The organism is Glutamicibacter arilaitensis (assembly GCF_044793945.1).
GTDB lineage: Bacteria > Actinomycetota > Actinomycetes > Actinomycetales > Micrococcaceae > Glutamicibacter > Glutamicibacter arilaitensis_B.
The window spans coordinates 1,694,457-1,721,298 of the sequence record NZ_CP084994.1 but is presented as its reverse complement, the minus strand read 5'-3'; the positions used below and the strand labels follow the sequence as shown (position 1 = coordinate 1,721,298).

30 protein-coding genes and 1 tRNA gene are annotated in these 26,842 nt (G+C 57.6%); 11 read left to right on the top strand and 20 right to left on the bottom strand.

Features of this window, described 5'->3' with window-relative positions; all coding sequences use genetic code 11:
* Positions 1-33 precede the first annotated feature (33 nt).
* Positions 34-1,473, bottom strand: a complete 1,440-nt coding sequence (gene gndA / locus LG294_RS07890) for an NADP-dependent phosphogluconate dehydrogenase (RefSeq protein ID WP_404291156.1) — start codon at positions 1,471-1,473, stop codon at positions 34-36.
* Positions 1,474-1,680: 207 nt separating this feature from the next.
* On the opposite strand from gndA, the gene LG294_RS07885 reads away from it, so the two are divergent.
* The 4 genes from LG294_RS07885 to LG294_RS07870 all read left to right on the top strand — a co-directional run bounded on the left by LG294_RS07885 (position 1,681) and on the right by LG294_RS07870 (position 5,635).
* Positions 1,681-2,412, top strand: coding sequence for a FadR/GntR family transcriptional regulator (locus LG294_RS07885; protein WP_404291154.1), 732 nt, complete (start codon positions 1,681-1,683; stop codon positions 2,410-2,412).
* 414 nt (positions 2,413-2,826) lie between these two features.
* Entirely contained in the window at positions 2,827-3,564 is a 738-nt protein-coding gene (locus LG294_RS07880; RefSeq protein WP_404291152.1) for a DUF5058 family protein, read from the top strand.
* Between the two features lie 26 nt (positions 3,565-3,590).
* Positions 3,591-4,337: a hypothetical protein gene (locus LG294_RS07875; protein WP_404291150.1), complete on the top strand. Its 747-nt coding sequence runs from the start codon at positions 3,591-3,593 to the stop codon at positions 4,335-4,337.
* 71 nt (positions 4,338-4,408) lie between these two features.
* A complete protein-coding gene (locus tag LG294_RS07870) occupies positions 4,409-5,635 on the top strand; it encodes an amidohydrolase (RefSeq protein WP_404291148.1) in 1,227 nt (408 codons plus the stop codon).
* Positions 5,636-5,768: 133 nt separating this feature from the next.
* Here LG294_RS07870 and LG294_RS07865 read toward each other — a convergent pair whose 3' ends face one another.
* Together LG294_RS07865 and LG294_RS07860 are read right to left on the bottom strand one after the other, a co-directional pair.
* Entirely contained in the window at positions 5,769-7,184 is a 1,416-nt protein-coding gene (locus tag LG294_RS07865) for a GntP family permease (protein ID WP_404291146.1), read from the bottom strand.
* 39 nt (positions 7,185-7,223) lie between these two features.
* Positions 7,224-7,739: a gluconokinase gene (locus tag LG294_RS07860; RefSeq protein ID WP_404291144.1), complete on the bottom strand. Its 516-nt coding sequence runs from the start codon at positions 7,737-7,739 to the stop codon at positions 7,224-7,226.
* 319 nt (positions 7,740-8,058) lie between these two features.
* On the opposite strand from LG294_RS07860, the gene LG294_RS07855 reads away from it, so the two are divergent.
* The gene (locus LG294_RS07855; protein ID WP_404291142.1) at positions 8,059-8,319 is read left to right on the top strand and encodes a GlsB/YeaQ/YmgE family stress response membrane protein; all 261 of its coding nucleotides are present in this window, start codon (positions 8,059-8,061) and stop codon (positions 8,317-8,319) included.
* A gap of 93 nt (positions 8,320-8,412) precedes the next feature.
* Here LG294_RS07855 and LG294_RS07850 read toward each other — a convergent pair whose 3' ends face one another.
* Positions 8,413-9,369 carry an HNH endonuclease family protein gene (locus LG294_RS07850; protein ID WP_404291139.1) on the bottom strand — a complete coding sequence of 319 codons (957 nt, stop codon included), beginning with the start codon at positions 9,367-9,369 and terminating at the stop codon, positions 8,413-8,415.
* Positions 9,370-9,678: 309 nt separating this feature from the next.
* Between LG294_RS07850 and LG294_RS07845 the strand changes: the two genes are divergently transcribed.
* Positions 9,679-10,371 (top strand): hemolysin III family protein, encoded by a 693-nt coding sequence (locus tag LG294_RS07845; RefSeq protein ID WP_404291137.1) that lies wholly within the window; start codon positions 9,679-9,681, stop codon positions 10,369-10,371.
* Positions 10,372-10,447: 76 nt separating this feature from the next.
* On the opposite strand, the gene LG294_RS07840 is transcribed toward LG294_RS07845, so the two are convergent.
* The 3 genes from LG294_RS07840 to LG294_RS07830 form a co-directional block, all read right to left on the bottom strand.
* On the bottom strand, positions 10,448-11,725 hold the full coding sequence (locus tag LG294_RS07840) for an MFS transporter (protein ID WP_404291135.1): 1,278 nt from the start codon (positions 11,723-11,725) through the stop codon (positions 10,448-10,450).
* Positions 11,722-12,891: an acetylornithine deacetylase gene (gene argE / locus LG294_RS07835; protein ID WP_404291133.1), complete on the bottom strand. Its 1,170-nt coding sequence runs from the start codon at positions 12,889-12,891 to the stop codon at positions 11,722-11,724. The genes LG294_RS07840 and argE overlap by 4 nt, the downstream gene beginning before the upstream one ends.
* 116 nt (positions 12,892-13,007) lie before the next feature.
* The gene (locus LG294_RS07830; protein ID WP_404291131.1) at positions 13,008-13,694 is read right to left on the bottom strand and encodes a TetR/AcrR family transcriptional regulator; all 687 of its coding nucleotides are present in this window, start codon (positions 13,692-13,694) and stop codon (positions 13,008-13,010) included.
* Positions 13,695-13,795: 101 nt separating this feature from the next.
* Here LG294_RS07830 and LG294_RS07825 point away from each other — a divergent pair, with 101 nt between their 5' ends.
* Positions 13,796-15,019 carry a glycosyltransferase gene (locus tag LG294_RS07825; RefSeq protein ID WP_404291129.1) on the top strand — a complete coding sequence of 408 codons (1,224 nt, stop codon included), beginning with the start codon at positions 13,796-13,798 and terminating at the stop codon, positions 15,017-15,019.
* Positions 15,020-15,097: 78 nt separating this feature from the next.
* On the opposite strand, the gene LG294_RS07820 is transcribed toward LG294_RS07825, so the two are convergent.
* The 3 genes from LG294_RS07820 to LG294_RS07810 all read right to left on the bottom strand — a co-directional run bounded on the left by LG294_RS07820 (position 15,098) and on the right by LG294_RS07810 (position 16,341).
* On the bottom strand, positions 15,098-15,292 hold the full coding sequence (locus LG294_RS07820) for a CsbD family protein (RefSeq protein ID WP_404291127.1): 195 nt from the start codon (positions 15,290-15,292) through the stop codon (positions 15,098-15,100).
* A 103-nt stretch (positions 15,293-15,395) separates the two neighbouring features.
* On the bottom strand, positions 15,396-15,692 hold the full coding sequence (locus LG294_RS07815) for a transcriptional regulator (RefSeq protein WP_404291125.1): 297 nt from the start codon (positions 15,690-15,692) through the stop codon (positions 15,396-15,398).
* Complete coding sequence (locus LG294_RS07810) at positions 15,679-16,341, bottom strand: hypothetical protein (protein ID WP_404291123.1); 663 nt, start codon at positions 16,339-16,341, stop codon at positions 15,679-15,681. Before LG294_RS07810 ends, LG294_RS07815 begins: the two co-directional genes overlap by 14 nt.
* A 436-nt stretch (positions 16,342-16,777) precedes the next feature.
* Here LG294_RS07810 and LG294_RS07805 point away from each other — a divergent pair, with 436 nt between their 5' ends.
* Positions 16,778-17,971: a methyltransferase gene (locus LG294_RS07805; protein ID WP_404291121.1), complete on the top strand. Its 1,194-nt coding sequence runs from the start codon at positions 16,778-16,780 to the stop codon at positions 17,969-17,971.
* A gap of 160 nt (positions 17,972-18,131) precedes the next feature.
* Here the strand turns inward: LG294_RS07805 and LG294_RS07800 are convergent, their stop codons facing one another.
* Together LG294_RS07800 and LG294_RS07795 are read right to left on the bottom strand one after the other, a co-directional pair.
* The gene (locus tag LG294_RS07800; protein WP_404291119.1) at positions 18,132-18,743 is read right to left on the bottom strand and encodes a class I SAM-dependent methyltransferase; all 612 of its coding nucleotides are present in this window, start codon (positions 18,741-18,743) and stop codon (positions 18,132-18,134) included.
* Between the two features lie 763 nt (positions 18,744-19,506).
* Positions 19,507-19,710 (bottom strand): hypothetical protein, encoded by a 204-nt coding sequence (locus LG294_RS07795; RefSeq protein ID WP_404291117.1) that lies wholly within the window; start codon positions 19,708-19,710, stop codon positions 19,507-19,509.
* Positions 19,711-19,774: 64 nt separating this feature from the next.
* Here LG294_RS07795 and LG294_RS07790 point away from each other — a divergent pair, with 64 nt between their 5' ends.
* Positions 19,775-20,440, top strand: coding sequence for a hypothetical protein (locus tag LG294_RS07790; protein WP_404291115.1), 666 nt, complete (start codon positions 19,775-19,777; stop codon positions 20,438-20,440).
* A gap of 162 nt (positions 20,441-20,602) precedes the next feature.
* Here LG294_RS07790 and LG294_RS07785 read toward each other — a convergent pair whose 3' ends face one another.
* From LG294_RS07785 to LG294_RS07765, 5 genes are read right to left on the bottom strand one after another with little or no spacing between them, the layout of a single operon-like run.
* Positions 20,603-21,226: a hypothetical protein gene (locus tag LG294_RS07785; RefSeq protein WP_404291113.1), complete on the bottom strand. Its 624-nt coding sequence runs from the start codon at positions 21,224-21,226 to the stop codon at positions 20,603-20,605.
* On the bottom strand, positions 21,226-21,846 hold the full coding sequence (locus LG294_RS07780) for a hypothetical protein (RefSeq protein ID WP_404291111.1): 621 nt from the start codon (positions 21,844-21,846) through the stop codon (positions 21,226-21,228). Before LG294_RS07780 ends, LG294_RS07785 begins: the two co-directional genes overlap by 1 nt.
* A 9-nt stretch (positions 21,847-21,855) precedes the next feature.
* Complete coding sequence (locus tag LG294_RS07775) at positions 21,856-22,116, bottom strand: hypothetical protein (protein WP_404291109.1); 261 nt, start codon at positions 22,114-22,116, stop codon at positions 21,856-21,858.
* Positions 22,117-22,165: 49 nt separating this feature from the next.
* A complete protein-coding gene (locus LG294_RS07770) occupies positions 22,166-22,339 on the bottom strand; it encodes a hypothetical protein (RefSeq protein ID WP_404291107.1) in 174 nt (57 codons plus the stop codon).
* Positions 22,340-22,384: 45 nt separating this feature from the next.
* Entirely contained in the window at positions 22,385-22,846 is a 462-nt protein-coding gene (locus LG294_RS07765) for a hypothetical protein (RefSeq protein ID WP_404291105.1), read from the bottom strand.
* Between the two features lie 105 nt (positions 22,847-22,951).
* On the opposite strand from LG294_RS07765, the gene LG294_RS07760 reads away from it, so the two are divergent.
* Positions 22,952-23,338 carry a hypothetical protein gene (locus tag LG294_RS07760; protein ID WP_404291103.1) on the top strand — a complete coding sequence of 129 codons (387 nt, stop codon included), beginning with the start codon at positions 22,952-22,954 and terminating at the stop codon, positions 23,336-23,338.
* 54 nt (positions 23,339-23,392) lie between these two features.
* On the opposite strand, the gene LG294_RS07755 is transcribed toward LG294_RS07760, so the two are convergent.
* Entirely contained in the window at positions 23,393-23,668 is a 276-nt protein-coding gene (locus LG294_RS07755) for a hypothetical protein (RefSeq protein WP_404291101.1), read from the bottom strand.
* A 548-nt stretch (positions 23,669-24,216) separates the two neighbouring features.
* Between LG294_RS07755 and LG294_RS07750 the strand changes: the two genes are divergently transcribed.
* Positions 24,217-24,729, top strand: a complete 513-nt coding sequence (locus tag LG294_RS07750) for a tyrosine-type recombinase/integrase (protein WP_404291099.1) — start codon at positions 24,217-24,219, stop codon at positions 24,727-24,729.
* 169 nt (positions 24,730-24,898) lie between these two features.
* Here the strand turns inward: LG294_RS07750 and LG294_RS07745 are convergent.
* Positions 24,899-24,974, bottom strand: a tRNA-Val gene (locus tag LG294_RS07745).
* 151 nt (positions 24,975-25,125) lie between these two features.
* Positions 25,126-26,115, bottom strand: coding sequence for an LLM class flavin-dependent oxidoreductase (locus tag LG294_RS07740; protein ID WP_404291097.1), 990 nt, complete (start codon positions 26,113-26,115; stop codon positions 25,126-25,128).
* Between the last annotated feature and the right edge of the window lie 727 nt (positions 26,116-26,842).

The following is a 26,842-nucleotide window of genomic DNA, read 5'->3' as shown; positions in this document are numbered from 1 at the left end:
GAATCTGCGGGTGTGTTCGTTGCTGCCGAAAGACTAGTGGGTGTCCACTGCCTCGACCTCGGTACGGTCACCGCTCCACTGCGTGTGGAAGGTGCCTTCCTTATCGGTACGGCGGTAGGTGTGCGCACCGAAGTAGTCGCGCAGACCCTGAGTCAGCGCTGCTGGCAGACGGTCGCGGCGCAAGCCGTCGTAGTAAGCAAGCGAAGAGGAGAACAGTGGAACTGGAATACCCGATTGCACTGCAACCGAGACCACGCGGCGCCAAGCTGGCACGGCCTTGGCAATTGCTTCGGCGAAGGCCGGAGCAAAGAGCAGGTTGACCGGCTTCTCATCTGCCGAGTAAGCGGCGGTGATGTCCTTGAGCAGGGCCGCACGGATGATGCAGCCTTCGCGCCAGAGGCCAGCGATCTCGTCCATCTTCAGTTCCCAGTTGTACTCGCCGGCAGCGGAGGTGAGCATGTCGATGCCCTGGGCGTAGGAAACCAGCTTCGAAGCGAATAGCGCCTGGCGCACGTCTTCGATGAAGTTCTCCGGCAGGGTGACCTCGGTGGTGTTAGCCGCCAAGACTTCCTGGCCCACCGCGCGGATATCGCGCTGGGAGGACAGCGACCGGGCGAAGACGGACTCGGCGATCGCCGAAACCGGCGAACCCATATCCAAGCCGGACTGCACGGTCCAGCGACCGGTGCCCTTCTGGCCTGCGGAGTCCTGGATAACATCGACCAGCGGCTTGCCGGTGGAAGCATCGGTGTGGCCTAGGACCTCTGCGGTGATTTCGATGAGGAAGCTGGAGAGTTCGCCCTTGTTCCAATCGGCGAAGATCTCTGCCTGCTTAGCCGGCTCGATGCCTGCTGCATTGCGCATGAGATCGTAAGCTTCACCGATGACCTGCATGTCGGCGTACTCGATGCCGTTGTGCACCATCTTCACGAAGTGTCCGGCGCCGTCGGTGGAAATCCACGCGCAGCAAGGAGTACCGTCATCGGCCTTCGCCGAAATCTTCTCAAGCATTGGGCCCAGGGCCTTGTAGGACTGAGCCGAGCCGCCTGGCATGATCGATGGGCCGAGCAGTGCCCCCTCTTCGCCACCGGAGACGCCAACGCCTACGAAGTGCAGACCCTTTTCGGTCAATGCGGCTTCTCGGCGGCGGGTATCGGTGTAGTGCGAGTTGCCGGCGTCGATGACGATGTCGCCTTCGTCGAGCAGTGGCACCAGCTGATCGATGACCGAGTCAACCGGACCGCCGGCTTTCACCATGATCAGCACGCGGCGTGGGATCTCGAGGTTCGCGACCAGCTCTTCGAGCGATTCGGTGCGGATGAAGTCACCTTCATCGCCATGCGCCTCTAGCAGGGCATCGGTCTTGGCGACCGAGCGGTTGTGCAGGGCGACAGTGTATCCGTTGCGGGCGAAGTTGCGGGCGAGGTTCGCGCCCATCACGGCCAGACCTGTGACACCAATCTGTGCAGGCATAAAAATAAGTCTCCATCAGTTACCGGGGAGTTGTACCGTTTTTTGGAAACCGGGAACTCACGGCCTCCATCACGGCCATGTGACGGTTCCATTCTACGCGTGCGGACCCATCGATTCCCAGACTTGAACCCTTTTTAAAGCATATTTATTTTTCTCCTTGGCTGCGCCAGAGCATCTTGACCAGCAGATATTGGCTAAACTGGCGCCATGGCAACAAGTCTGCACGCTCATGTAGTTGAGCACCTCGGATCCCGGATTGTCAACGGCGACATCCCGCGCGGGTCCATCGTATTGGCCGCCGAACTGGAGAAAAAGCTCCAGGTTTCTCGTTCGGTGATCCGTGAGGCAGTGCGTGTTCTAGCGCAGTGCGGCCTAGTCACTAGCACCAAACGCGTAGGCATCCGCGTTCTGGGGCCCGAAGAGTGGAACCCCTACGACACCCAGGTTATCCGCTGGCGACTGGCTAGCGAGCAACGCGGCGCCCAACTTCGTTCGCTGACCGAGCTGCGCATCTCGGTGGAACCGATGGCGGCAGAACTAGCCGCAGAGTTCGCCCCCGAAGCGATGCGCAAAGAACTCTTGCTGATCTCGGCTCAGATGAATCATTACGGACGCCAGGGCGATTTACGACGCTTCCTCGAATTGGATATTCGCTTCCATTGCTTAGTGCTCGCGGCCTCGGGCAATGAGATGTTCGCGAATCTGTCCACGCCGATTGCCGCCATCCTGCGCGGACGCACCGAACTGGGGCTTATGCCCGAACGTCCCCACGAAGAAGCCTTGGCCTGGCACCAGTCGGTCGCCGAAAGCATCTCACATCTGGACGCGCTCGGCGCCCGGCGCAATATGGAGAGCATCATGCGCCGCACCCACAATGAAATCTGCAGCTTGTGGGAAGGCGCGCCCCGCGTATTCGTCGACCCGAGCACGAAGAAGTAAGCTCACGCGGCCGCGGTGCTAATTCGCCGCAGAGGACACGCCACACCCTTAATCACTGGTCAGGGAATTATTCAGCGCTTAAGCGCCTCCACAAACGCGCCCAAAAAAACTATTCTCGATGTGACGCATGTCAAGTATGGTTAGTGGCACGCGGCAGTCGGCCACGGACAATTGCATAGTCTTCCGAACACTCGTGGCCGGTGAAACCCGGAGCATGCTCGGATACTGCGGGACACGTCTTGCCGAGTCCCACAGATTCCAAGCACCGCCACGTATGGAAACCTTTGGGGCGGGGTCACCGGGTATCACGGCTCACCGAAGAAATGCGCCGAGTTTGTGCACTCGGGCATCCAAACTGGTTCAACTCGGCGCTCACTTCACGCCGTGAACCTTGCGCTGAAGGGTAGAGCATTCATGTACATCCCAGCCGTGGTGGACAACAATTCCACCGACATTCTCGCCGTGGCGAATTCACCGGTACTTTGGGCCTGTGCCATCGGCGTTTTTTTGGTCATCGTGCTCCAGAGCGTCATCTACATGAAGGCCGCCAAAGTCGCGGCACCCCATATAGGAATGAGCCAGCAGGAGATCAAGAGGAGCTTTAATGCCGGCGCGATCTCCGCGCTGGGTCCGTCGCTGGCGGTGGTCATGGTGGCGGTTGCGTTGCTGACGGTCTTCGGCACCCCGGCGGTGCTGGTACGAATCGGCCTGATCGGCTCGGTGTCCTATGAGACGGCCGCGGCAGCCATCGCGGTGAACACCGCTGGCGCCGAACTCGGAGGCCCCACCTATACTCAAGCAGTCTTCGGGCTGGCCCTTGCTGCCATGAGCCTTGGCGGTGCCATGTGGATGATCGCCACACTCGTGCTCACCCCGCTGCTCAAACGCGGCGATTCAGCACTGCGCAAAGTCAACCCGGCCATCATGATGGTAGTTCCCGGGGCAGCGATGGTTGCGGCATTTATGGTGCTGGGAATCGGAGAGCTGCCCAAGTCTTGGATCCATGTGGTCGCTTTCGGATCTTCGGCGGTGATTATGACCGTGCTGATGCTCATTGCTAAACAGGTGGACAAACCTTGGATTAAAGAATGGGCACTAGGCATCGCCATCATCTTGTCATTGGCCATTACCCACTTCGCTACGCGCGCTTAGCCCGGACCGGATTCAAGGAGCACACCATGAGTAAGACAACCGAAATCCACGACGCGCTCGGCGCCTTCGACAAAACCACCTCGCGTTGGGGCCGGATCACCATGATCATTGGCCTGTTCTTCTCCCTGGCAGCACCGGTCTATCTGGTCTTCTTCGCCGGCCTGGACATCGAACTCGCCGGAGTTTTCGGGGCCTTCGCCGCGCTGGCGGCGGTCTTCGGCGTCATCTGGATCGTCGAGCCGCTGACCTATTACCCAATTCTGGGCGCGTCATCCATGTATCAGGCGTTCATGATTGGCAACATCTCCAATAAGCTGCTTCCCGCGGCCATGATCGCCCAGGCGACCATCGGGGTTAAGCCCGGGACACGCAAGGGCGAGCTCGCCTCGGTAGCGGCCATCTGCGGCGCGGCTGCGGTTCACCTGACCTCGCTGTTCATCTTTGTCGGTGTACTGGGCAGCTGGCTTGTCAGCGTGATTCCCGCCGATATCGTGAACACCGTTCAGGTCTACATCCTGCCCACCGTGATGGGTGCGGTGCTGATTCAGGCGATCGTAAGCCAGAAGTCCCCGCGGGCCGCGGTGATCGCGCTGGTGGTCTCCCTGATCGTGGTCTTCGTCCTCACTCCGCTGTCCCCCAAGATGGCGCTGTTCTCCACCGCGATCGCCGTAATCTCTTCGGCGGTCCTGGCCTGGGTGCTACGCGATCGCAAGGCCACGGAACTTCCCGAGGAGGCCGAAGGCGAGGTGCCACCGGAGGGACCTGTGTACTAGCAACGGATCGATTCTCCGTGGCGGCGCCGTGCGGTTCCGCCACACACCGCGCCCAAGGAAGCAGGCATCTGATGAGCAACGTCCCGCAGTCGCTGAAAATGACCGAGGCCATGGCGGCCGACCTGGTCGCCACCTACAAGCACTTGCATGCTAACCCCGAACTTTCAATGCAGGAGCAGCAGACCGCCGACTATCTCGCCGCGCGTTTGGAGTCGCTTGGGCTTGAGGTGTTCCGTTGCGGCGGCACCGGAGTAGTGGGTGTTCTGCGCAATGGGGCCGGACCGGTCATCGGATTTCGCGCCGATACCGACGGGCTGCCGGTGCTAGAAGACACCGGTCTGGATTATGCCAGCAAGGCCACAGGTACGCTCGAGGACGGCACCGAAGTTCCGGTGATGCACGCTTGCGGCCATGACACGCATATGGCCACCGCACTGAAAACTGCCGAGCTTTATGCCCAGGGCACCGACGACTGGGCCGGAACGATCGTCTTCATCTTGCAGCCCGGTGAGGAAGTCGGGGCTGGAGCCAAGGCCATGATCGAGGACGGGCTCTGGGACAAAGCACCCAAACCCGAGGTGATCTACGGGCAGCACGTCATGAACGGCTTGGCAGGCACCGTCGCCACGATGGAAGGCGCGGCGATGACCACCGCCGACTCCTACCGCGTCACCGTGTTCGGGCAGGGCTCGCACGGCTCGATGCCCGAACATTCCATTGATCCGATCGTTCTTGGCGCAGCGATGGTCATGCGTTTGCAGACCATCGTTTCGCGCCAAGTCGCCCCGCAGTCCGCGGCGGTGGTGACCATCGGTTCCTTCCATAGCGGGTTGAAGGAAAACGTGATCCCGGATCGGGCGGTCTTCACGCTCAATGTGCGCACCTTCGAGGCCGAGGTGCGTGAAACCGTGCTCGCCTCGATCAAGCGCATCATCGCCATGGAAGCAGCCGCCTCCGGGGCCCCGGAACCGTTGATTGAGGATTTGTCGCATTTTCCTCCGCTGTACAACGACCCGGCGCAGACCGCGTTGCTCATCGAGCAGTTCCGTGACGAGTTCGGCGCCGAACAAGTGCTGCCCGGCAGCCCGGTAATGGGCAGCGAAGACTTCGGTGCGCTGGCTTCGGCCCTTGGGGTGCCCAGCGTGTTCTGGTTCTTCGGCGGCAATACGGCCCAAACCCTAGCCGCCGGCCCACCACCTGCAAACCACTCGCCATTCTTCGCACCGGTGATCGAACCGACCTTGAGCACCGGAGTACAGGCCGCGGTACGCGCGCTGTATTCGAAGGTCGGTAAGTAACGGTTGCGTTCGAACGCACCACGCTAAGCAGGACGCCCATTCGAAGCTCCACGCGCAATCGGAAAAGTTAAACAGAACGGCTCCCGGAATCCGCTGATACCGGGAGCCGTTCTGTGGTGGCGAATACAAGAGGCTAGGCCAGCATGGTTGCCAATGCGTAGAGCACCATCACGCAGCCGAAGCCAACGAGCGAGACCAGGGTCTGGCTAACGGTCCACACGCGCAAGGTGGTGGGCACATCCATCTGGAAGAAGCGGGAGATCAGCCAGAAGCCCGAGTCGTTGACGTGGCTCGCGAAGACCGAACCGGCCGCCAACGCCAGAACCATGGTGACTACCTGCAACGCGCTGAGCGAGGTATCGGCCAGCACGGCGGGCTGAATGATTGCGGCCGCCGTGGTCAGAGCGACGGTCGCGGAACCCTGCGCCACGCGAACGATGGCGGCAATCAAGAAGCCGGCAACGATCAGCGGAAGGCCAACGTTTTCCAGAGAAGATGCAATCGCGTCGCCAATACCGCTCGCACGCAAGACGCCACCGAACATTCCACCGGCGCCGGTGATCAAGATGATCGAACACACCGGGCCGAGGGCGGAATCGACGATCGTTTCGATCAGGGTCTTGTCCTTGCCTTTGCGGAATCCCAGCAGGTACATCCCGAGCAAAACGGTGATGATCAGCGCAACCGGAGTTTCGCCCAGAAGTCGCAACCACTGAACCCAGCTTGCCTCTGGATCAACGACGCCAGCCGAACCGAGCATATTCAGCCCCGTGTTCAGGAAAATCAGAATCAATGGGAGCAGCAACAGGCTGAAGACGGTACCCACCGAAGGGGAAGATTTGAAGTGGTTCTCATCTTTCCCGTCGCCCAACGCGGCGCCCAAGATATCAGGGACCGGGACATCAAACTTCTTGCCAACGTACTTGGCGAAGAGGTGTCCGGCAACGTACCAAGTAGGGATCGCAACGATCAGGCCCATAATGAGCACGAGACCCACGTTTGCGTCCAGCAGTCCGGAGGCAGCCACCGGACCTGGGTGAGGCGGCACGAAGATGTGCATGGCTGAGAATGCGGCGGCAGCGGGAATACCGTAGAACAGCAGCGATCCACCGAGCCGGCGGGCGACGGTGAAGATGATCGGCATCATGACCACGAGACCGGCGTCAAAGAAGATGGGGAAACCGAAGAGCAACGAGGCAACCGAGAGCGCCAGCGGCGCGCGATCCTCGCCGAATTTATCAATCAGCCAGTTCGTCAATACTTCGGCGCCACCGCTGGTTTCGAGCATGCGTCCAAGCATTGCTCCCAGACCTACCAGCAGGGCCACGCTGGCCAGTGTGCTCCCGAACCCGCTGGTCATCGTGGTGATGATCGAGCCTGCCGGAATGCCTGCGGCAATGGCAGTAAGCAGGCTGGTCAAGACCAGCGCCACGAACGCATGGACACGGAATCGGATAATGAGCAGCAGCAACAACGCGACCGCCGCAACGGCTAATCCAAGGAGGCCGGGGGTGCCCAGTGTCCAGTTCATTTCGAGCTCAGATGTCATTGTCTTCCTTGATCAATGGAGATTGTTAGCGCTTAGGGTCTAGTGCTGGAGTTGCAGCTGCTCGAGTAAATCATTGACGATTTGTTCTGGGCTGCGCGCGATATCGCCAAGGAGCACATGCTCATCGCTCCCTGGTTCTTCAAGCGTAGCCAGCTGGCTGGTGAGCAGGGAGCTCGGCATGAACTCGTGTTTCCGTGCAGCCATGCGTTCGCCAATCAAATCCTTGCCACCGGTGAGGTGAACAAATACAGTGCCGGGTTCGTGGGATCTGATCAAATCTCGGTAGGCCCGTTTGAGTGCCGAACACGCAATCACCACCGGAGTATCTGCGTCGAGGCTCGTCGCCAAGGTGTTCCCGATGATTTGGAGCCACGGGGTTCGGTCAGCATCCTCGAGGGCGATGCCCGCCGCCATCTTGGCGCGGTTTTCTTCCGGATGCAGCGCATCCCCATCTATAAATTCCTGCCGTAGTTCAGCGGCAAGAAGGGCTCCGATGGTGGATTTACCGCTTCCAGAAACGCCCATCACAATGATGGGCACGTTTTTCAATGTCATTATTCACTCCGTCGTGCGCGAAACATATATCTGCTTTTATAGTTCTAGTGGGTTATAAAAGCAGATTTAAACAGACTAGAAGCGCCACACCAGCCTGTCAAGGGAAAATTATCTAGAAGCTAAACCCCTGCGAGTTCGCTCATGTCAGCCCGCGGTTCAGTCCCAATATCCCCGAACCTTCAGGTGACGGTTGAAAGTTTTCCGAAAATTCTCTCAAAAAAGCGCCGATGACGTGGAACTCCTACTCAAAGACGAGTAGTGTCGCGTTTAAGTAGGTCAAACCCGACCACTTCTGATAGTTCGACCATTGGAGAGAACCATGGGATTTATTGGATGGATAGTTCTGGGATTGATTGCCGGAGCCATCGCGAAAGCAATTTTGCCCGGTAAACAAGGCGGCGGATGGATCGCAACCTTGGTCCTCGGCGTGATCGGCGCACTCGTTGGCGGATGGATTGGCAGCGCCATCTTCAACAAGGGTGTGGACGAGTTCTTCTCGATTTCAAGCTGGTTGCTCGCTATCGGCGGTGCGCTGGTAGTCCTGGTCATCTGGGGCTTCATCACCAAAAAGAGAGCGTAGTTGCTGACCGAGGTAATACTGGACCTCGGTGAAGACAAAGAGACTGACCCGCAACCCGGCTTGTGCCGGATTGTGGGTCAGTCTCTTTTATCCCTAGACTCGCCAGCGCAAACGGCTGTCGGTCTTTGAACCCTTACAGGTGTAGGTCTTTCCTGCCTTCGACCTACCCTTCTTGCCCTTATCGGCGCCCTTGCAATAGGCGCCGGGGTGCACGGTGCCCTTAACGTAGTGACTCTGGATCTTCTTCGGAGCCTTCGGCTTGGAACTGTCTTTACTTCCGCCAGGCTTGATGGACTTGACCTTCGCGGCCTTCTGGCTCTTGCAGCTGTTCAACACCATCGCTATGGCGTTCTTTTCGGCCTTCGTTACAGACAAGGCGTACTTTTTCTTCACGCTAATCTGGGTGGCCACGTATTGGCACCGGAAGGTTTTATTTTTCGGCAACCATTCGGCCGCATCCTTCCCGCCCTTTTGGCGATTTGCGGTCGCCGACGAAGCCATCAAGTTCAACGGATCGTTGGCCAATGCCTGCCGTTGCGATTGGGATAGCTTTTGCCCACCGGAAATCCAAGCATTCTTCAGTGCCACCACATGATCAATATCGACAGAACCAGACTTAGCTTTCCAGTTGATCCGCTTCCCGGTGTATGCATCATGAAGCGTCCCGGAACGCAACGTGCACTTCTTGCGATCCTTGAATTTCACCTTGGACATATCGCGGGACAACGTATCCTGACGCTCGTCGCATTTGTCGTTGTCGAAGTCCTTCCACCCGTTACCGAACTTGCCGTTGCGGCTATACCCGGTGGCCGGGGCCTTGCCCTTGACCGGCAACGAGTTGAGCGTATTTAGTGCGCGCGGCCCGGTGAGCTTGGCGCCGGGTTTGACCTTCGTCGATCCGGTCGCGGCTGAATCCGCCACCTCTGGCTGAGCCACGCGAACGATATTCGAGGAATACTCGGCCGTGGCTTTGTCGCGCTCGGATATATCTGAACAACCTGTCAGCGCCAGGGCTCCGATTGCGAGCATGGCCAATAGACGGCGCTGCATGTAATTCCTCCAATGATCATGCAAGTGCAAGGCGAAGATCGACGCGCGGTAGCGTACGCAGAATGACCGCGACCGCCCATAGTAGAAACTTCGACCAAACTGGTAGCTTACCGCGACAATCCACCAATAAAGTTTCGACACGAGATCCCTATGCAGAACCGAAAGACACCCCCCAAGACGAACGAGAGCCTTTCGTTCATAGACACGTCATGTGCGCAATTCATGTCCACCAAGGTGGAATGAGTCAATGCTGGTTTCACGTAGACTTCAAACAACTAAGCACATGTCTTCGACCAGCTAAGGAATCGCATGACAGGCAATTTCTCCGAAGCCAATAAGTCGACTCCACCTAAGCCGCGACGGGAGCCGACACCAGGAACCGAACGAACCAAATGGCGCGGGATGATTCACGCATGGAGCACCCCGCTCGTCATCATTTTGGGCTTGCTCCTGGTGGTTCTCGCTCAGGGTGACGCTGCAGAATGGTCTACAGCTGTATTTGCGCTCGCCTCAATTACTCTCTTCGCCACATCGGCGATGTATCACCGAGGCAATTGGAGTCCGCATATTATGGTCTGGTTCCGGCGGGCTGACCATGCGAACATTTTCCTGCTGATTGCAGGAACCTATACACCGATTGCAGTACAGATATTAGACAGGCCTCAAGCCACGTTGACTCTGTCGATCATCTGGGCTGGTGCCGTGCTCGGGGTACTGGTGAAGACGTTTTGGCCATCTGCACCACGCTGGTTCTCCGTAGCGCTTTACATTCTGCTCGGCTGGGGTGCGGTGATGGACATCCCCGCCTATTGGGCGGCGAGCCCCATGGTTCTGCTCCTCATATTGGCCGGCGGATTGTTTTACACCGTGGGCGCGGTGTTCTACGCGATGAAACGGCCAAACCCGATACCTACGGTGTTTGGATTTCATGAGCTATTCCATGCCTGCACGGTTTTGGCCTTCCTCTGCCATTGGACCGCAGTGCTGCTGGTAGTCAGGTAGTTTCCTGCACAGAAAAACGGCTTCGATCTTCCATGAGGGAAGTTCGAAGCCGTTTTCATTTTGTCCGGGCCAGCTATTAACGCAGCTTGTAACGCAAGCGAATGAAGGCCAGGCCGATGAGCGAAATCACGGCGATGGCCATGTAGTACAGGCTTGGCGCATCCAAAGATCCGGTCACGCTGAGCAACCAGGTCAGCACCAGCGGTGCAATACCGCCAAGCAGTGTCACCCCGACGTTGTAGGTCACTGAGATGCCCGATCCGCGAATGGCTGCCGGGAACAATGAAGAAATCAGGGCCGGCAAGGGTCCAAAGTAGAAGGACATGATCACGCCTAGCAATGCGATCACCAGGACCATCACCGGAATGGTCGGGTTGCTTGTCATAATTTTGAACAGCGGCCACGCGAGCACTAGCGCTCCGACAGCAGCCCAGGTCATGACCTTTGCCGGGCCCACTCGGTCAGCAAGGTGTCCGATTAGGGGCACGGTGATCAGGGTAATGGTACCGGCGACGACTCCCCCGAGGAACGCGGCATCCGCCGGGATATTCAAGTTGGTCACCGCGAAGGTCGGCATATACAAGATCATGTAAACCGAGATCGTGGCGACGCCGATGGCTGCCGATCCTGCCAAGAGCCGCCCGTAGTGCTGAGTGAACAACTCACCCAGCGGTGATTTGACCTTCTTGGTGGTGATGAACTCCTCGGTCTCCTCCAGACGCGCGCGGATATACAGTCCCACCGGACCAATGAGCAGACCAACGAAGAATGGCACGCGCCAGCCCCAGCTCTCCAGCGATTCCTGGGACAGCTGGGTGGTCAGCACGTACCCGAATCCGGAAGCCAAAAGCATCGAAACACCTTGCGCGGCAACCTGCCACGAAGAGTAAAACGCTTTTTTATTTGGCGCGCTTTCAATCAGGAAAGCCGTCGCGGTGCCGAACTCGCCGCCGGCGGAGAAGCCCTGGATCATGCGTGAGAGCAGGATGATCAGCGCACCCCAGACCCCGACCATTGCATAGGTTGGAGCAACGGCCATGATCAGCGTTCCGACCATCATCAGCATCAAGGTGAGCGTCAGTGCCTTCTTCCGGCCCTTGCGGTCCGCGTAGCTGCCGAGCACCATGCCACCAAGCGGCCGGATGAGGTAGGAGATGGCGAAGGTCGCAAAGGTCAGGATCAGCGCAAAAGCTGCATCGGATTCCGGGTAGAACAACTTTGCGATGGTGGTGGCGAAGGTGGCATAGACAATGATGTCGAACCACTCGAGGGCTGCACCAATAGAGGAAGAAATTACCGCTTTGCGAGCTATTGCCAGCTGTTCTGGCGTCGCCGTCTGTTCCGTGGCGCTCATGCGGACAGCTCGTCGGCCAGACGCAGAATGAAGTTCTCGCAGTCAACGATCTGCTGGAGTTCGATGAACTCATCCGGTGCGTGCGCCTGGGCGATATCGCCTGGGCCGCACACAACGGTAGGGATTCCGGCGGCGGAGAACAAGCCGGCCTCGGTGCCGTAGGTAACCTTCTCGTCCGTTGCGATCGCACCGCAGGCAGCGCTGAGGTCCACGATTTCAGCGTCCTTGACGGTTTCCAGGCCCGGGGCACCGGCAATCTGCTCGAAGTTCACCGAACCTGCCGAGTTGACCTGATGCATTTGCGCTTCCAGCTCACTGGCGTAGTCGCGGAAGCGCTGAATCAGCGCTGCACGATCCACCACCGCGAGCGAACGGAATTCAAAGTGCACCACGCATTCGGAAGGGATCGTGTTCACCGCGATACCCCCGTCGATGCGGTTCACGTTCATGGTGGTGGTCGGCTCGATGAAAGCATCGTCCGATGGGCCGTCGGTGCGCAATTCTTCGGAGACTTCTTCCACGAAGCTGGCGAAGCGCAACGCGTAGGAGATCGCATTCAGTCCTTCTCGCGGCAGCGAGGAGTGCGCCGCGACGCCGTTGAAGGCCACGCGGAAAACGTTCATGGACTTGTGTCCGCGGATGGCGCGCATGCTGCTTGGCTCCCCCACGATGGCTCCGCGCGGGGCGAGCTTCTGGCGGGTGATCTCCTCCACCAGGCTCACCGCACCTACGCAGCCTACTTCCTCGTCATAGGACAAGGCCAGGTGGATCGGTTCGGCTAGCTTCGCGGCGGTCAGCTCGGGAAGCTTGGCCAGAATGACGCCGATGAAACCCTTCATATCGCAGGTGCCCCGGCCGTAGAGCTTGCCGTCGCGGACCTGTGCGCTAAATGGTTCGCTTGACCAGTCCTGTCCGTCGACCGGGACGACGTCGGTGTGGCCGGAAAGGACGATTCCGCCGGTCCGCGACCCGTCGGCCGCCGGGATGGTTGCGAGCAGGTTGGCCTTGCTGCCATCTTCGTTGTGGATGAGCTGCGAACTGATTCCTGCGGCGTCGAGCTTGGCGACCACTAATTCGATCAGCGGCAGATTGCTGTCGCGGCTGGTGGTATCGAGGCTGATCAGTTCGTTGATCTGCGCCATGGTCGTTTCGGCTGGTGAAGCCATTGTGAACTCCCGGTTTTCGTTGAAACTACGATCTGCTCATGCTTTCACACCAAGTCACCGGGGTAAAGTAGATTTCGAACCATGGCTAACTGCAAAACTGCCCGACGATCTCGCGCTTAGCTATCACCCAGCCCGGCACCGCGCAGGTAGTTGCTGATGAGCGTCGCGAAGACCGCGTCCTGGTCCACGCTTACCGGACCTTGGGCGATCGACTCGGCAAGCAGCGGGTACTTGCCCGTTTCAAGTGCCGCGATCAACGACTTCGCGGTTCGCTCACTGGTGTCCCCCGTTGGTTCGCCTTGTTCGTTCTGCACAAAAGCCGAGGTGATGGCGGTCAGCGTGGCGATGGTCTGAAGTTTCGCGGCCCCGGTGAGTTCCGTGAATTGCAAGGCCGCAAGCCCGCGCTCCAGATAGGCCAGCGCATGCGGCCCCAGCGCGCTTTTGCTCAGCAGCAGCGGTGCTACCCACGGATGCCGGTGCATAATGCTCCGGCCCTGTGCAGCCAGAGCCAGTAGCTGCTCGGTTGCGTTGCCGCTCAGGTCGTGCAACTCATATTCGGCGCTCACCTGATCGATCATGAGTTCCATCAGTTCCTCAGATGAATCCACGTAGCGATAGAGCGAGGCGGCGCCCGATCCTATTTTCGCGGCGACACCGCGGATAGAGACCGCAGCGATCCCCTCACGATCTGCCAGTTCTACCGCTGCGCGGGCAATCTTCTCGCGCGAGTGCTGCGGCTTTGGGCCCGTGCTGCGGCGGGTAGCGGAACCAGCCGTAGCTGGTTGCTCATTCTTCGGCACCATGCTCCTCCAAGTTGTGCTTTGCCGGGTTGTTATCCCCTGCTTCTATTTGACTATATACTTAATTGCGAACAGTGAACGCAATTTAGGATCGAGGGCGAAAAATGCGTGTGCTCATGGTAGCTCCAGGCACTCGGGGCGATGTGGCTCCGATGGCAGGACTGGGCAAAAATCTCTTGGAGCACGGCTTTGAGGTGTCGATCGTAGCCAACGCTGCGCATGCGCCGCTGATCACCGCTGCTGGCTGCAATTTCCACGAGCTGCCCGGCGATATGAGCGAGTTGGTGAACCCGGCCGCACCGGGAGCCAAACCAAGCGCCAGCCAATTGCGTTGGTACATGCGTGAATTGGGGACATATTTCGATTCCGCGGCCAGCGGTACGCTCGAAGCGGCCGAACGAGGCACGGATGCGATCATGGCAAATTCGGTCGCACCCTTCGCCTACGATGTCGCGGAGGCATTAGGCATCCCGGCTATCGGCGCTCATCTGCAACCCACCGAACCCAGCGCCGCATACGCGCCGATGGTCCTGGGCACTGCACGCAGCTTCGGTTCATTGGGAAACAAGGCCCTCGGCTATCTCATCAACGCCTCCAAGGCTCCGTACGACCCTCCGGCGGCACGGATTCGCGCCAGCCTCGGACTGCCCAAACGCACGCGGGCTTCCGCGGAACGCCAACGCAGGCGTGCCAATGCGCCGGTATTGCATGGGTTCAGCTCGGCGGTCGTTCCACGGGCCGCGGACTGGCGATCCGGTGTGAGCAACTGCGGTTATTGGTGGCCGGCCATCGACGACGCCTGGACGCCACCGACCGAGCTGGTCGATTTCCTCGCCGATGGTCCGCCTCCAGTCTTCATCGGCTTTGGCAGTACCGCTGCGATGGAACCGGACTTTATGCTCGACGTTGCACGGCGCAGCGGCAGACGCACAATTTTGCAGGGTGCCCCCGGAGTTAGCGAACCAGATGTGCTCGGGATCGGCCCAACCCCGCACCAGTGGTTGTTTCCCCAGATGGCCGCGGTGGTTCACCATGGCGGGGCGGGCACCACCGCTGCAGGTTTGCGCGCCGGGCTACCTGCGATCACGGTGCCAATTTTCACCGACCAGCCATTCTGGTCTGCCCGAGTCCATGCTCTAGGTGCAGGCGTAGAGCCGATCAAGTACAAGGATTTGAGCGTCATCCGATTGGCTACGGCAATCGATCAAGCGCTCGTCTCGGATCACTACGCCGCAAATGCTTCGCACATTGCGCGGCTACTGGACGCGGAGGAAGACAGCACGCTGCCGGTGGTTAGAACCCTGCGCGAGGTGGCACGGACCCGATAGGCACGCTGGCTCCGCTTGCTCCGAAAGCACCAACGGCACCCATCGAATAATCAATGGGTGCCGCTGGTGAAAAACTTTTTACTTGTTCAGATCGTCTCGGACATCCTTGGCGGCGTCCTTCACTGCTTCGCCGGCCTGCTTGGCCTTGGCAGCTGCCTGGTCTTTCACACCTTCAGCTTGCAGATTCTCGTTATTGGTCGCGTCGCCTACGGTCTCTTTGACCTTGCCGGATGCTTCCTGCGCCTTGTTTTTGAACTTATCGCCCAAACCCATTGGATGTTCTCCTATCAATTGATCGAACAACTTACTTTTCCGACGCTACCTGCGAAGTCCTAGAGCAAACTGTCCGGAACCTCAGTGTTTGCTGATAGTTTCTCTACGGCGTCGTTTCCAGCAGATCTCGAAGCTGCTGCTTATAGTTTCCGAAGGCCTCGCGCCCTTTGGAGGTGAGCGCGATATAGGTGACCGGCGAACGCCCTTCGAGGATTTTCTCCACGTTCGCATACTTGCTGTCCTCCAACTTTCGCAGGTGCGTGGCCAGATTCCCCGAAGTCATCCCCAGCAGCCCCTGCAGTTTGGGGAACGATATGCTGTCGCCCGGGCGCAGCGTGTCCAGCACAGTGACAGTGCGCAATCTTGCCTGCGCATGGATCACCGGATCAAGCTCCTGCATGCCCACCGCGCACCACCTCGCCCGAAACCCATGCGGGCCGAGCTGCGTACAGCAGTCCTAGGACTATAAGCCCCAGTCCGCCGAGCACGCCCGCCAAAAGGTTGTAGGGGGCCGGCACCGCCAAGGAGAGTAGGCCGACGACGAGAATCCACGCACCAAAAATCAGTTGCGTGCGGTCGTTCCAGATCAATGATCCGGCGACCACCAGCACGCCGACCACCAGACACAGCGCGGCTAATGCGAAGGTCACCAAGCCCATGGCATCGAGCCCCGACACATGCAGACGCCACCCAAGCAGCCCGGCAAAGATCATGCCGAGGGTAAAGGTATTTCCATAAATCGCGCCCTCAAGCATCGATGGGCCCTTGGTGCCGATTGCGCGCTTGGCCGAGTGCACGGCCGAGAAAACGATGGCAAGCACGAAGGCGAGGACGGCGATGCCGATCCCGAGGACATTGGACAGCATCGGGGCACCGAGCGGTGCAAGCGTGAAGAAGACCGCCAAGAAGGCGATCACCCACGCGGTCCCCCAGATCGAAAAGAGCAAACGTTGATCCGGGCTCATGGCCTCGCGGGTTTGCCGCGCATTCGCCTCGATGTCCTGCAGGATCCGGGCCGGATCCACCTCGTGCCTATTTTCGTTGTTCATGACGTACCCTCTCCTTCGCCGAGCCGTTCACGCAAACCACAAAGTAGTTCGCTATGAAAAGTACTTTGCGTTACAAAGTTAAAGATAGCACTCGCCCACCGGTTAAAGAAGGGGTAGTTTCCACCAGCACCTCCGCTCCGCGAGTGGTAGCTTCGAATCCATTTGAAACGCACAGGTCAATGCGGCCAGCATTCGGTTTCAACTCGCAGAAACTTCACCGAAAATAATGCGGGGGCACTGCGTTTTCGGCGGTCGCCCCGCTGAGCCGACGCTCAATGTAAACGCCCGCGCGGCGTGTGATCGGTGATCTTCATCAACGCCGGCCGGTCGTTGATCAAAGCCTGATGGACCGGTTTCCTCGGTATCATTGGGTCTATCGAACTTCGCAGCAGTTCTGCTCGTGCGCGGTTGCTAATCGGGTGAGCACCACGAAAAGATGAGGTGGATTTATATCTCTCACGCACCCATTGCAGCCGAGCAATTAATCACTTGGGAACACGAGGGCGTTAGCACCTCGGCTTCCTGGTGGTCCGCGAATGGGCGCTCAGCTCCCAAGGATCTCATTGTCGTCGACGATCGCCTCACCGCGGACGCAGCCATGAGGCATGCTGCCCGGGGCACCGCGATGCTGTGGCTCGGCGATTTTCACAACGCCAAGCAAATGCTGACCGCCATCGACCGCCGTCTGGCCAAGGCCGGCAGCAGCAAGGTCCCCCGCAAGCCACTGACCGACGCCGATAAGTTCTACGGCATCAGGCAAGCCCGAGCCCAACGCTCGCGGATGATGTCCATGATTTTGGTCCCGCTGAATTTTGACACCCCCGATGGTACTGCGACATTGCCGCTTTCCCGGGCGCCACTTGTCGGACCCGCGGTGGGATTTGGCTACGCGCAACAGACGAAGCCCGCTTCGGGCCACGCAGTACTCAGCCTGCAAGAGCTGACGGGCACGCTCAGCGCCTACCAGTGGTTCCTCAACGGCGTAGACGTTCCCGCGCTGGGGGCGAAGATCCATCCCCACTACGGCACCTTCTTGCCCACCCGGCACGAGTATGTCGACCTGGTGGCCAAGGCTCCGCTCAATACTATGGAGCTGGCATTCGACATCGGCACCGGCACCGGGGTGCTGGCCGCCGTTTTGGTGTCCCGCGGGGTGAAGAACGTCATCGGCACGGACATCCATCAGCGGGCGGTTGATTGCGCGAACGATAACTTTGCACGCCTAGGCATCCAAGATGCTGCACGAGCCGAACTGACCAGCATGTTCCCCACGGGCAAGGCACCCCTGGTCATCTGCAACCCGCCCTGGCTGCCCGGTAGCGCGCCGACTTCCCTCGACGCTGCGGTCTATGACCCGGGAAGCAAAATGCTGTTGCAATTCCTGCGTGGGCTGCCAGATCACCTCACCGAAAATGGTGAGGGCTGGTTGATCATCTCGGACCTCGCCGAGCTGCTCGGCCTGCGCACACGTGAGCTGCTGCTGGAAGCTATCGATCAGGCGGGTCTCGAAGTAATCGGCAGGCTCGACACCTCACCCACCCACTCCCGCGCCAAGGACGACTCAGATATTCTTCACGCAGCACGCTCGCGCGAAGTCACCTCGTTGTGGCGGCTGCAAGCCAAACGCTGAAGATCACCGCATAGTTCCAGATCGCTGGACGACGGTTCGGATGGTGCTCTCAGCAGCTGACGAATTCTGGTCTTGCCCAGGTCACCGAAACCAGCGTTAGATGGTGGTTTTGGCGACCTGAGGTGGATACTCCCGGCGCCTCGGAGGCCAGCATGACGACCTACTTGGCGTGGCCTAGTACCGCGACCAGGAAGTCGTCGGCCGGCAGGTGCATATTCCATGTGGAGTACCGCTGCTGCATGCCAAGTCCGGCTTCTGATGCGTCGCTTTCAAAGTCGGCGAATTCGTAGCCTCGTCCGGCACCAAAGCCGACGACGAGGCGGCCCTCTGGTGCCAAGTGCCCGCAAAGTCGCTTCAACGCAGGCAGCCGTTCAGCCTTGGCAAGGAAGGTGAGTACGTTTCCGGCACATACGATGAGGTCGAACTTTTGGGCCGCACCGGACTCATCATTCAGCGTGAACGTCGCAAGATTTCCAGCTTGCCACTGCGCTGTCGGGTAATCTTCACGGGCAACAGAGATGAGATGCTCATCTAGATCCACGCCGACAACTTGGTGACCATGCTCTGCGAGCCAGCCCCCAATCCGACCGGTACCGCAGCCGGCATCGAGAATTCGGCTTCCACGCTCGGCCATGGCATCAATCGTTCGGGCTTCGCCGAAAATATCGTTGCCTTCCTCGACGAACTTCCGCCAACGCTGAGCGTAGTTCTGCGCATGATCTGGATTGGCTTGAACTGCCGCGAGCCACACATTTTCTTCAGGAGCACTCATACCTCCAGTTTCCCACGCCGGCGCGCGCAATCAACTTTCAAGACTACGAACCACGCGGAATCACCCCTCGGGACAGTGACCTTGAGTGCCGTCTTCGGAGATTCAGGCTCCACTTCGACTCAGGTCCCACCGCAACCGTTACTCTAACCCAGCTTTGGTATTTTTACCCACGAACCCGCTGTCCGAAGTTGCTTGAATCGTCCGACGAGAACCTAGATACCGCCTGCGTTAGGTGAAATTCATGAACGGTCCGTAGCTATTCCCGGTACTATAAAACAACGATGTTTTCGCTGATTTCAATGACTCGCATGGAGTCCTTCATGTTCAACGATAAACAGGAAAAACCTCACCACCCAGTCGCTGCGCAACGTCGGCGCGCTGATCATCCGTACTGGCTTGGCCGGGTTCTCCGGACGCGAGACGAGTCATGCCGACCGACTGTCAAGACACCCGCGCGTGCTCACGATACGTTTCAAGTAAGCCTGCTAAGGCTGCTAATAGGGTCGTCAATGAACGGTGTATCAACGGGGCGACCACTCAGACCGCCACCGATACCGACTGCGCGTAATCCGCCCTTGGCTGCGTCGAGATTCCAACGCAGTGCAGCGCCATTGTCTCTTGCGACGCGTAGGCCGAAGTCGAGTGTTTCATCTTAGCCGTTGTTAGACGAGATATGTTTTCGGATGTTTCTTCCGAACTCGTCGGCGAGGTCCTCGGCGTAGGAGACGATTGTGATACGCCGGTCACGGTTACGGGTGAGGAACTAAAGCGGACCAATCGTCGTGACACGGGTCGATTTACCTTCCTGCGGCGGAAGGTTGAAAATCAGCCGGTCAATCTCGCCAGCTTCAACCTTCACCATATACTCGTCAATGAGATCCAATGCCGGGGTCTGAATAGTCGTCGGCTCGATAGCCTTTGCCAGCTGACCGGGGGTCTCCCAATCATGCTCAGGTGATTCAAACATGCGCGCAGCGTACTCCGCCCAATCAAATGCGGCGGACACAATGCACCTCGCTAGAATGTTACGTATGTCAAACGAATCATCTGCCACTCCAGTACCGGAGAAAGACAAACTCTGGGCTAGAGCCACAATGGGCTTTCTAAGTCTCTTAGAAAACGATCATTCGCGAAGGAACGTCGGGACTGTAGCCGCAGTCAGCGTGATGGCACTAGGAACAGCGCTGTTAACGTTCGCGTTTGGACGGTTCGTCTTCGCAGATCGCGGCATTGGAATCGTGGGGCCTGGGGTTACTCTGATCGTTGCTGGTGGTTCAGCCCTCATCGCTCAGCTTGGTCTATCTTCATGGGCCGAGCAGAGGAAGCGTGACCGAGAAACTGCATTGGATAAGCAACGAGAGACAATTTACCAACGGGTTGCCCAGCTCTTGGTCAGTAGCTTCGTTGGTACAAACGATATGAGAGCCGATGCTGATCTGCGGTCGCTCGTTAGTCTCTACGGTAGCGCACGAGTGTTAGAAGCAATGGGCGACTGGCAAGGTTTTATTACGTACCTACATAGCACAAAGGAAAAAATTGGCGGGGGCTTTGAATTAGAACCCGACGAGAGCATAGCGGTGCAAAACCTACTTTCCCGAGTTCTCCATGAGCTCCGCCGGGACTTGGGGATATCTGACCCAGACGTTACACCCATAATGCTGTTGGAAGCAGTATTCAATGTACCGCGAAATAATTGACGGCGGTCTTTTGTCTGCGGTGTGCGCCTCACGTAGCGGGTCGCAGTGTGTTGTGTCGGCTCGTTGGCCGTCGTCAGGTTTGTGGGGCCAGTTCAAACCGTCCATGGTCGCGACTGCACAAGTGCAGGCCGGTCGGTACTGAGTACTCACAAATTGGGCAATTCACGACCACTTCACGATCCTTCCGTCTTTCCAATTTTGTTTGCCGATGAGCCTCATGTGGTTGTTACTCACTTCCTCTGCAAATGAATAAATTCCGTCAAGAAAACCTGGCATATCAATATCCTCACGTTGAAACGACAGCAGGGTTTGGAACAATTGCTCAAACCCCTGATTCGCAAGGTCCTTGGCTACTCGACCGAGGTCTCTGTCCGTAGCGTGTGAGCTTTTCGCGAGCAATGAGAGGCAGGCACAGAATTGCTCCAATGAGCCTTGTCCCTTCTGCAGCTCGAAGGTCATGACGAAGTTTAAGTTGGCTTTCCGCAGCTCCATACTGGCGGCGTACACAGCATGCAAGGAAACGTTTGTTGCGGCAACTAGGTCACTCGCAGCCGACAGCAAACCAGACATCGTAGCGTCTGTACGGCGCTCACCTTCATGGCGCTCTCGCTGCATGATGTCTCGATCAAAATTCTCAGAAGCAGTTATCGCATCTTTCTGCATTTGCACCAAGGTTTGTTTGGCTTTATGCCATGCCATGAATGCGCCGATTACCAGACCTATCGTGGCGGCGGCTGTAGCCAAAGTGCCTATTGTGACCCAAAATTGTATGGAATATTCGCTCATCATTCCCCCCATTTGTAATCAGATTTGTGGGCAATTGCCGTAAGTCTCTCGTCCAGCTGTTTAGCTATGGCTTCCATAGATTTCAACTTCTTCCTCCGCTGGTTTTTTGAATACACCAAAGCTGAAAAATAGTTCACCCATTCTGCGATTTTTTCAGACAGAAGTGCTTCCGCATCGCTCTTACGGCGGGAGTAGAATTCATCGTCAAGCATGCTGGCTGCAAGTTCGCTATTCGTGTTGTTGTAGTTCCTCAAAACGCGGCTAACGGATACCTTGAAAGCTGTCAGCACTGCGGATGAAATACCGATGGATCTTCGATCGGATATTGAAGCAAGACGAGCAAACTTAGATCGGAACTTCGCCTCAGTTTCCTCAGGAACGTTCGGGTACTCCAATGAAATCTGGTTGAGTACTTCGATAAAGTCATCCGCGATGTTCTCCCATCGCTCCCTGTCGCGATTGTTCTTTGAAGCAAGCGATATCCAGATTGCTGCGACAACTGCGCCAACTGTCCCAAATGCGGTAAGCCACTCAAGTGCGCCAGCCCCAGGCAACGTGCACTCTACAAAGGTTGTCCCCTCCATCGGAATGTCGCAAGAGTATTTTTCGGCCAGATTCATGTTCTCATCCTATTGGTTCTGGTCGGTGACTGGTTTATGTAGGTTGAGTCCTGGTGGCGTGGGTGTGCAGGTGATGGTGACTGTGTCGTTATATGTGAGGAAGACTTCGTGTCTCGCGCCGTTGATGATGGTTAGTTCGATGCTGTTTTCTGCGGCTGTTATTCGGTAGAACTCGCCAGTTACGGTTTGTTTTGTGAGGAGGTCGGTGGCGGTCATTGTTTTCCCGGTGTCGTTCGGGCTTAGGTGTCTGGCTTCGCGTGTGATGGTCACTTCTTTCTCCTTGTTTTCGGGTTTACCAGTGTGGCGGGTTGTTAATTTATTAGTCCTCAGTGAGTTCTCGCAAGGTTGCGGGCACAATTTGCGAGATTAGCTTAGCTTGGGCCGGGGTAAGCTTGAGGCCGTCGAGGATCGTTTGGATTGCTTGGGCGATGAGGTTGCATTGTTGTTCGGCGATGCGGACACGTCGTTCTTCAACACCGGCCCTGAGTGCCATGCTGGTCCAGGAGGCTAACTGGTTTTCCGCTTCGCGTAGGAGTTTTCACCAGATGTTCTGCTCGACTTTGTGGGTGGTCATGTCGACTGGGCCTTGCGGGCCGATGCCTTCTTGCCGTTCGGTGAGCCCGTACACGAGCGCTTCTACGTTGAGAGCTTTGGCTTTGCGCCGGAGCCAGCTGATTTCAGCAGACGTCCCGTGGATCAAGTTGAGGAGCATTTCGACGGGGTTCTCACGCGGCGCCGCCGGGTCGATATGGCCGAGGATCTCGCGGGCCTCCTGCTCAGCCATCCGCTGAGTGGCCGCGGCTTTGGCTTTCAGTGAGTTGCCGCCGTGCCTCCCGCACCTGGTACCACCCGGCACAGGCGATGATCCGCACGGGTCAGTGTTCTTCTTCGCCCCACAGATCAGCTTCCCGCTGACCTCTGGCCCCGGCGCGTACGCTGGCTCGCCACGGTAACGCTTGATCGCTTTACCAAGCTCCTGCGCGGTGAACTTCACAACCATTTAGTTCTCCTATCGGCACGATTTATTTTTGTGGGATTGGTGGACACTGTCATTCACCTGTGAAATTCTTAGTCCGTTCGTTTTCTTTACCCTCAAGGAGTCCCCATGTCTTTCAAACGCAAACTTTCCGCTGCGTTACTCTCGCTAGCGCTAATTGGCGGAACCGCTGTTGCGGGTGCTGCCCCAGCTAACGCTGGAACATCCATCGGCTCCACCTACAACGGTGCGAGCCATATTTACTACAAGTTCTATGCGTCGACCAACGAGTTCTGTATCAAGCAAAAGGTTGGACGCGGTTACACCGCAAATGTCGCGTTTTATGTCAATGGGAATGCGCTTATTCAGTTGGGTACGGGCGTGTTTGACTCGTGGTCGTGCATTGATTTGGATAAATACGGCAAGGTGGAAAGTAAGCGGGTGACATTCAAGCTGTACATGATGAATAGCGGCGGGCATGTCTTCAGGTCGTCTACCGGTTACGCTTACGCATAACCTAGTCTTCGTTTCGGGCGTGTCAGCATTCTTGTGCTGCCACGCCCGTTTCTATTAATCCAAACCTGGCACCTCCGGGCGGTACAGGACACGGGCAGGGAGGGAGACCGAGTATGTTCCTGCCGCGCCAACTAGCTTGAAGCCGTGAACCCACTTCTCTGCACGGTGTCCGTGAGCATCGCGGACAATGGTCAACATCGGCAACGCGTCGAGTTCTTTCAGGATGTTCACTCCCGGCTGGGCGGCGGGCAACGCGGCGAGGTCTTTGCGTGCGATTTTGTCGCACGCCTCTTGGCAGCCTTCGCACTCATCGTAATTTCCGGGCTCCATGCCGCCCTCCTAGCATGTCCATCCGGCTTCGTTTAGTGCCCGCGCAACGGCGGTCACCGCGTCCGGGTTTAGCGGGGTTCGGTTAGTCATCGGGCGCTCCATTCTCATATACCCAGAGCATGTAACCCGGGATGTAATTTTCAGATACAACACACTTGCCGCGTTTCTTCGCTCCCCAGATCAGCGGACCGTTGGAGATCTCGCTAGTCGCGTACTTCGTGTCTCTCGTCTGGATTACAACGGCAGTGGTTATTGATCCGTCACCAGCAACTCCAGAACCCGTACCATCTCCTCTGACCGGGACTTTGTGCCGCAATAATCCAACAGGCTGCTTTTCCTTTGGGTAGTCTGATAGTTCGCGATTAGGAATTGGGGATTCTGACTATTACTGCCTGATCATTGGTGCCAACGGGTCGAGCCCGTGAGCACCAGTTATTAGATGTCTCCCAATGAACGCTCTGGCCGACACAGTCAACGAGCGATAACGGCCCCTTATTTGGTTACTGGCTAGCTGTGGGCTTCGCGTCGGCGAAGCTGTAGAACTACGTGTGAAGGACGTGCAGATCGGCCGTGGTCGTATACGCGTCGAACGCGCTGTGGTCTTTGTAAAGGGTGGCCGCTCGGTTGTTGGGCCAGCAGAAAATGTTAAAGCCAGGACGGTTCCTATCCCCTCGTACATTTCGGCAATGCTCGAACCCTTGGTGAAAGATCGATGGCCTAACGAACTTTTGTTCAAGTCTGCTCGTGGCCACCAAATCAGGCCGAATAACTTCAAGCACCGCGATTTTGATTCAGCTATCGCGTCAATAAACGCAACCGCTGAGGCAAAGAAATATCCGGGTGACAAGAGCGCACTGACGATACCGAAGGGACTTTGGGTCCACGATTTGCGACACACGGCTGCGTCATGGCTCGTACAGTCCGGGGCTTCGGTAAAGGTCGTGCAGCTGATGCTGGGGCACGCCGCGGCATCGATCATCTTGGCTACGTACGCTGGATTGTTCGATCAAGACCTTGATGATGTGTCTACTCGCACGCAGGCTCTACTCAGTGACGAATAACGGGACAGTAATGGGACAAAACCCGGACAGTTTTCGGAAAGTTCCAGCACTAGGAAATGAATCGAAAGTGTTGGAAATACGCGGAAGCACTTGCCCTTATCATTTGGCGTAAAAATGCAAAAAACCCGCGCTGACCAGTCTATACAGACTAGTCAGAACGGGTTTTGCTTGGTGGGCCCTACCGGGATCGAACCGATGACATTCACGGTGTAAACGTGACGCTCTACCAGCTGAGCTAAAGGCCCCGACGATTGCTGAACGAAGAATTTTCTTCGCGCCAACAGAGAATAACTTTACTTGCGATTCCCTATCCGCGCAAATCAGCAGGGCGTGACGTGCGTCTCTCGCATCACGGTTCGGTCCAGGCTCACTCAGATTGCGCCACAACTCGAAGCGTTAGAACCAGGCCTGCGCTAGTAGCTGCAAGGAATGATCACGCACAGCTGGATCGAAGGCATAAGTCGTCGTAATGAGTTCATCCGCACCGGTTCGCTGCACGAAAGCATCCAGCTCAGCTTTCACCGTCGAGGCAGCGCCTACCGCCTTGATCTTCAGCATCGGGTTTCTCATGGCGCCGAGACCTGCCAGCGTTTCGGGGTCCACCGGAGGCTGCAGCTTGCGTGATTGTCCGTGCTGAATATCTTGGAACATCTGCTCTATCACCGTGAATTCTCGCGCAGCCTCCTCGTCGGTGTCCGCGACCATCACGTTGATGCCAGCCATCACGTAGGGCTTTTCTATCTGAGCCGTCACCGCCTGCGGATTGAATGCCTCTCGGTAGACTTTCAGCGCGTGGTCAACTTGTTCCGGAGCGAAGTGCGAGGCGATCGAAAATGGCAGACCCAACTGGCCGGCGATAGACGCACCATTGACCGTGGAGCCGAGCACCCAAATCGGCACGTTCATGCCGGCTGACACCGCGGAGACGATCGGCATGCTGTGGGCCGTGCCGGTCTCTCCGAACCAGCCCTGCAGGTCATAAATGCTCCGCGCAAACTCTTGCGGCTCAGCGGAGGAACGACTGAGCGCCTGCGCGGTCATACCGTCTGTTCCTGGTGCGCGGCCAAGACCCAGATCGATCCGATCACCGTGCATGTTAACCAAGGTTCCATACTGCTCAGCGACCATCAGCGGAGAGTGGTTAGGCAGCATCACGCCACCAGAACCCACGCGAATCCTCTCGGTGACCGAGGCCGCCTGCGAAATGAGCAACGCCGTGGCGCTCGAGGCAAGACTTGGGGTGTTGTGGTGTTCGGCAAACCACAGCCGATGGTACCCAAGTTCATCTGCCAGCCGGGCGGTCTTCATCGAAGCGGCGATCCCCTCCCGCGCAGTGGAGCCTTCAGAGATAGAGGCAAGATCAAGAATGCTCAACGGAACAGGCAAATCGTTTCCTTAAGGTAGAAGTTTTGCAGTATTTTCTTCGCAAAACGGAATATTGTCGCTTTAAGCAGTAACCACGCTGAGCGTATTCCTATTCCAATGCCCCCTGGCTCACAGGCGCTTTCGGCAGCAGGACACCGATCACGATCTTCTTTCCTCGGCATCCGTACCTGCCACGGACAACAGCCGTCCGACGAAGATCCTCGTTTTAAGAAATCAATACCCGCCGGTGAACCCCGTGCCGTTCAAACGGTATGCATTACCTAGGGTTGCGCCACGACACCGCAGGAGCCTACAAGTCGGTTCCGATCAACAGCATGCTCGGGTGTGGATGTCTTTTTGGAACGCCGTGTCTACTTTCGAAGCCTGACGACGCACATCGCTTAGGCATTAATCGACAACGTCCAGATAGTTCTTTGGATTGGCAGTCGAGTAATTGGAGACACCCCTCACTGAGAGACAGGCCAGAGCTCCTGGGCTTCGTCATCACTTCTGCTGAAGCTCTCGATGATCGGCTGCAGGCAATCAAGGGTTAAGTGCCAAAAAGGTGTACAGAAGACACCCAAAACACATGACCACTAGGACTAACACCGCCAACACATGCTTTCCGATCTTGCTACACGAAAACAGCGACCTACCCTGAGGGCGAGCCGCTGAATCGTGTTCTCAAATCGGACATATGCCGTTTTGAACTATGAAATTTTGGTGGGCCCTACCGGGATCGAACCGA

Excerpts from the sequence above, each read along its gene's own strand:
- gndA (WP_404291156.1), bottom strand. The coding sequence starts at position 1,473 with ATGCCTGCACAGATTGGTGTCACAGGTCTGGCCGTGATGGGCGCGAAC.
- LG294_RS07885 (WP_404291154.1), top strand. The coding sequence starts at position 1,681 with ATGGCAACAAGTCTGCACGCTCATGTAGTTGAGCACCTCGGATCCCGG.
- LG294_RS07880 (WP_404291152.1), top strand. The coding sequence starts at position 2,827 with ATGTACATCCCAGCCGTGGTGGACAACAATTCCACCGACATTCTCGCC.
- LG294_RS07875 (WP_404291150.1), top strand. The coding sequence starts at position 3,591 with ATGAGTAAGACAACCGAAATCCACGACGCGCTCGGCGCCTTCGACAAA.
- LG294_RS07870 (WP_404291148.1), top strand. The coding sequence starts at position 4,409 with ATGAGCAACGTCCCGCAGTCGCTGAAAATGACCGAGGCCATGGCGGCC.
- LG294_RS07865 (WP_404291146.1), bottom strand. The coding sequence starts at position 7,184 with ATGACATCTGAGCTCGAAATGAACTGGACACTGGGCACCCCCGGCCTC.
- LG294_RS07860 (WP_404291144.1), bottom strand. The coding sequence starts at position 7,739 with ATGACATTGAAAAACGTGCCCATCATTGTGATGGGCGTTTCTGGAAGC.
- LG294_RS07855 (WP_404291142.1), top strand. The coding sequence starts at position 8,059 with ATGGGATTTATTGGATGGATAGTTCTGGGATTGATTGCCGGAGCCATC.
- LG294_RS07850 (WP_404291139.1), bottom strand. The coding sequence starts at position 9,369 with ATGCAGCGCCGTCTATTGGCCATGCTCGCAATCGGAGCCCTGGCGCTG.
- LG294_RS07845 (WP_404291137.1), top strand. The coding sequence starts at position 9,679 with ATGACAGGCAATTTCTCCGAAGCCAATAAGTCGACTCCACCTAAGCCG.
- LG294_RS07840 (WP_404291135.1), bottom strand. The coding sequence starts at position 11,725 with ATGAGCGCCACGGAACAGACGGCGACGCCAGAACAGCTGGCAATAGCT.
- argE (WP_404291133.1), bottom strand. The coding sequence starts at position 12,891 with ATGGCTTCACCAGCCGAAACGACCATGGCGCAGATCAACGAACTGATC.
- LG294_RS07830 (WP_404291131.1), bottom strand. The coding sequence starts at position 13,694 with ATGGTGCCGAAGAATGAGCAACCAGCTACGGCTGGTTCCGCTACCCGC.
- LG294_RS07825 (WP_404291129.1), top strand. The coding sequence starts at position 13,796 with ATGCGTGTGCTCATGGTAGCTCCAGGCACTCGGGGCGATGTGGCTCCG.
- LG294_RS07820 (WP_404291127.1), bottom strand. The coding sequence starts at position 15,292 with ATGGGTTTGGGCGATAAGTTCAAAAACAAGGCGCAGGAAGCATCCGGC.
- LG294_RS07815 (WP_404291125.1), bottom strand. The coding sequence starts at position 15,692 with ATGCAGGAGCTTGATCCGGTGATCCATGCGCAGGCAAGATTGCGCACT.
- LG294_RS07810 (WP_404291123.1), bottom strand. The coding sequence starts at position 16,341 with ATGAACAACGAAAATAGGCACGAGGTGGATCCGGCCCGGATCCTGCAG.
- LG294_RS07805 (WP_404291121.1), top strand. The coding sequence starts at position 16,778 with ATGAGGTGGATTTATATCTCTCACGCACCCATTGCAGCCGAGCAATTA.
- LG294_RS07800 (WP_404291119.1), bottom strand. The coding sequence starts at position 18,743 with ATGAGTGCTCCTGAAGAAAATGTGTGGCTCGCGGCAGTTCAAGCCAAT.
- LG294_RS07795 (WP_404291117.1), bottom strand. The coding sequence starts at position 19,710 with ATGTTTGAATCACCTGAGCATGATTGGGAGACCCCCGGTCAGCTGGCA.
- LG294_RS07790 (WP_404291115.1), top strand. The coding sequence starts at position 19,775 with ATGTCAAACGAATCATCTGCCACTCCAGTACCGGAGAAAGACAAACTC.
- LG294_RS07785 (WP_404291113.1), bottom strand. The coding sequence starts at position 21,226 with ATGAGCGAATATTCCATACAATTTTGGGTCACAATAGGCACTTTGGCT.
- LG294_RS07780 (WP_404291111.1), bottom strand. The coding sequence starts at position 21,846 with ATGAATCTGGCCGAAAAATACTCTTGCGACATTCCGATGGAGGGGACA.
- LG294_RS07770 (WP_404291107.1), bottom strand. The coding sequence starts at position 22,339 with ATGGCACTCAGGGCCGGTGTTGAAGAACGACGTGTCCGCATCGCCGAA.
- LG294_RS07765 (WP_404291105.1), bottom strand. The coding sequence starts at position 22,846 with ATGGTTGTGAAGTTCACCGCGCAGGAGCTTGGTAAAGCGATCAAGCGT.
- LG294_RS07760 (WP_404291103.1), top strand. The coding sequence starts at position 22,952 with ATGTCTTTCAAACGCAAACTTTCCGCTGCGTTACTCTCGCTAGCGCTA.
- LG294_RS07755 (WP_404291101.1), bottom strand. The coding sequence starts at position 23,668 with ATGGAGCCCGGAAATTACGATGAGTGCGAAGGCTGCCAAGAGGCGTGC.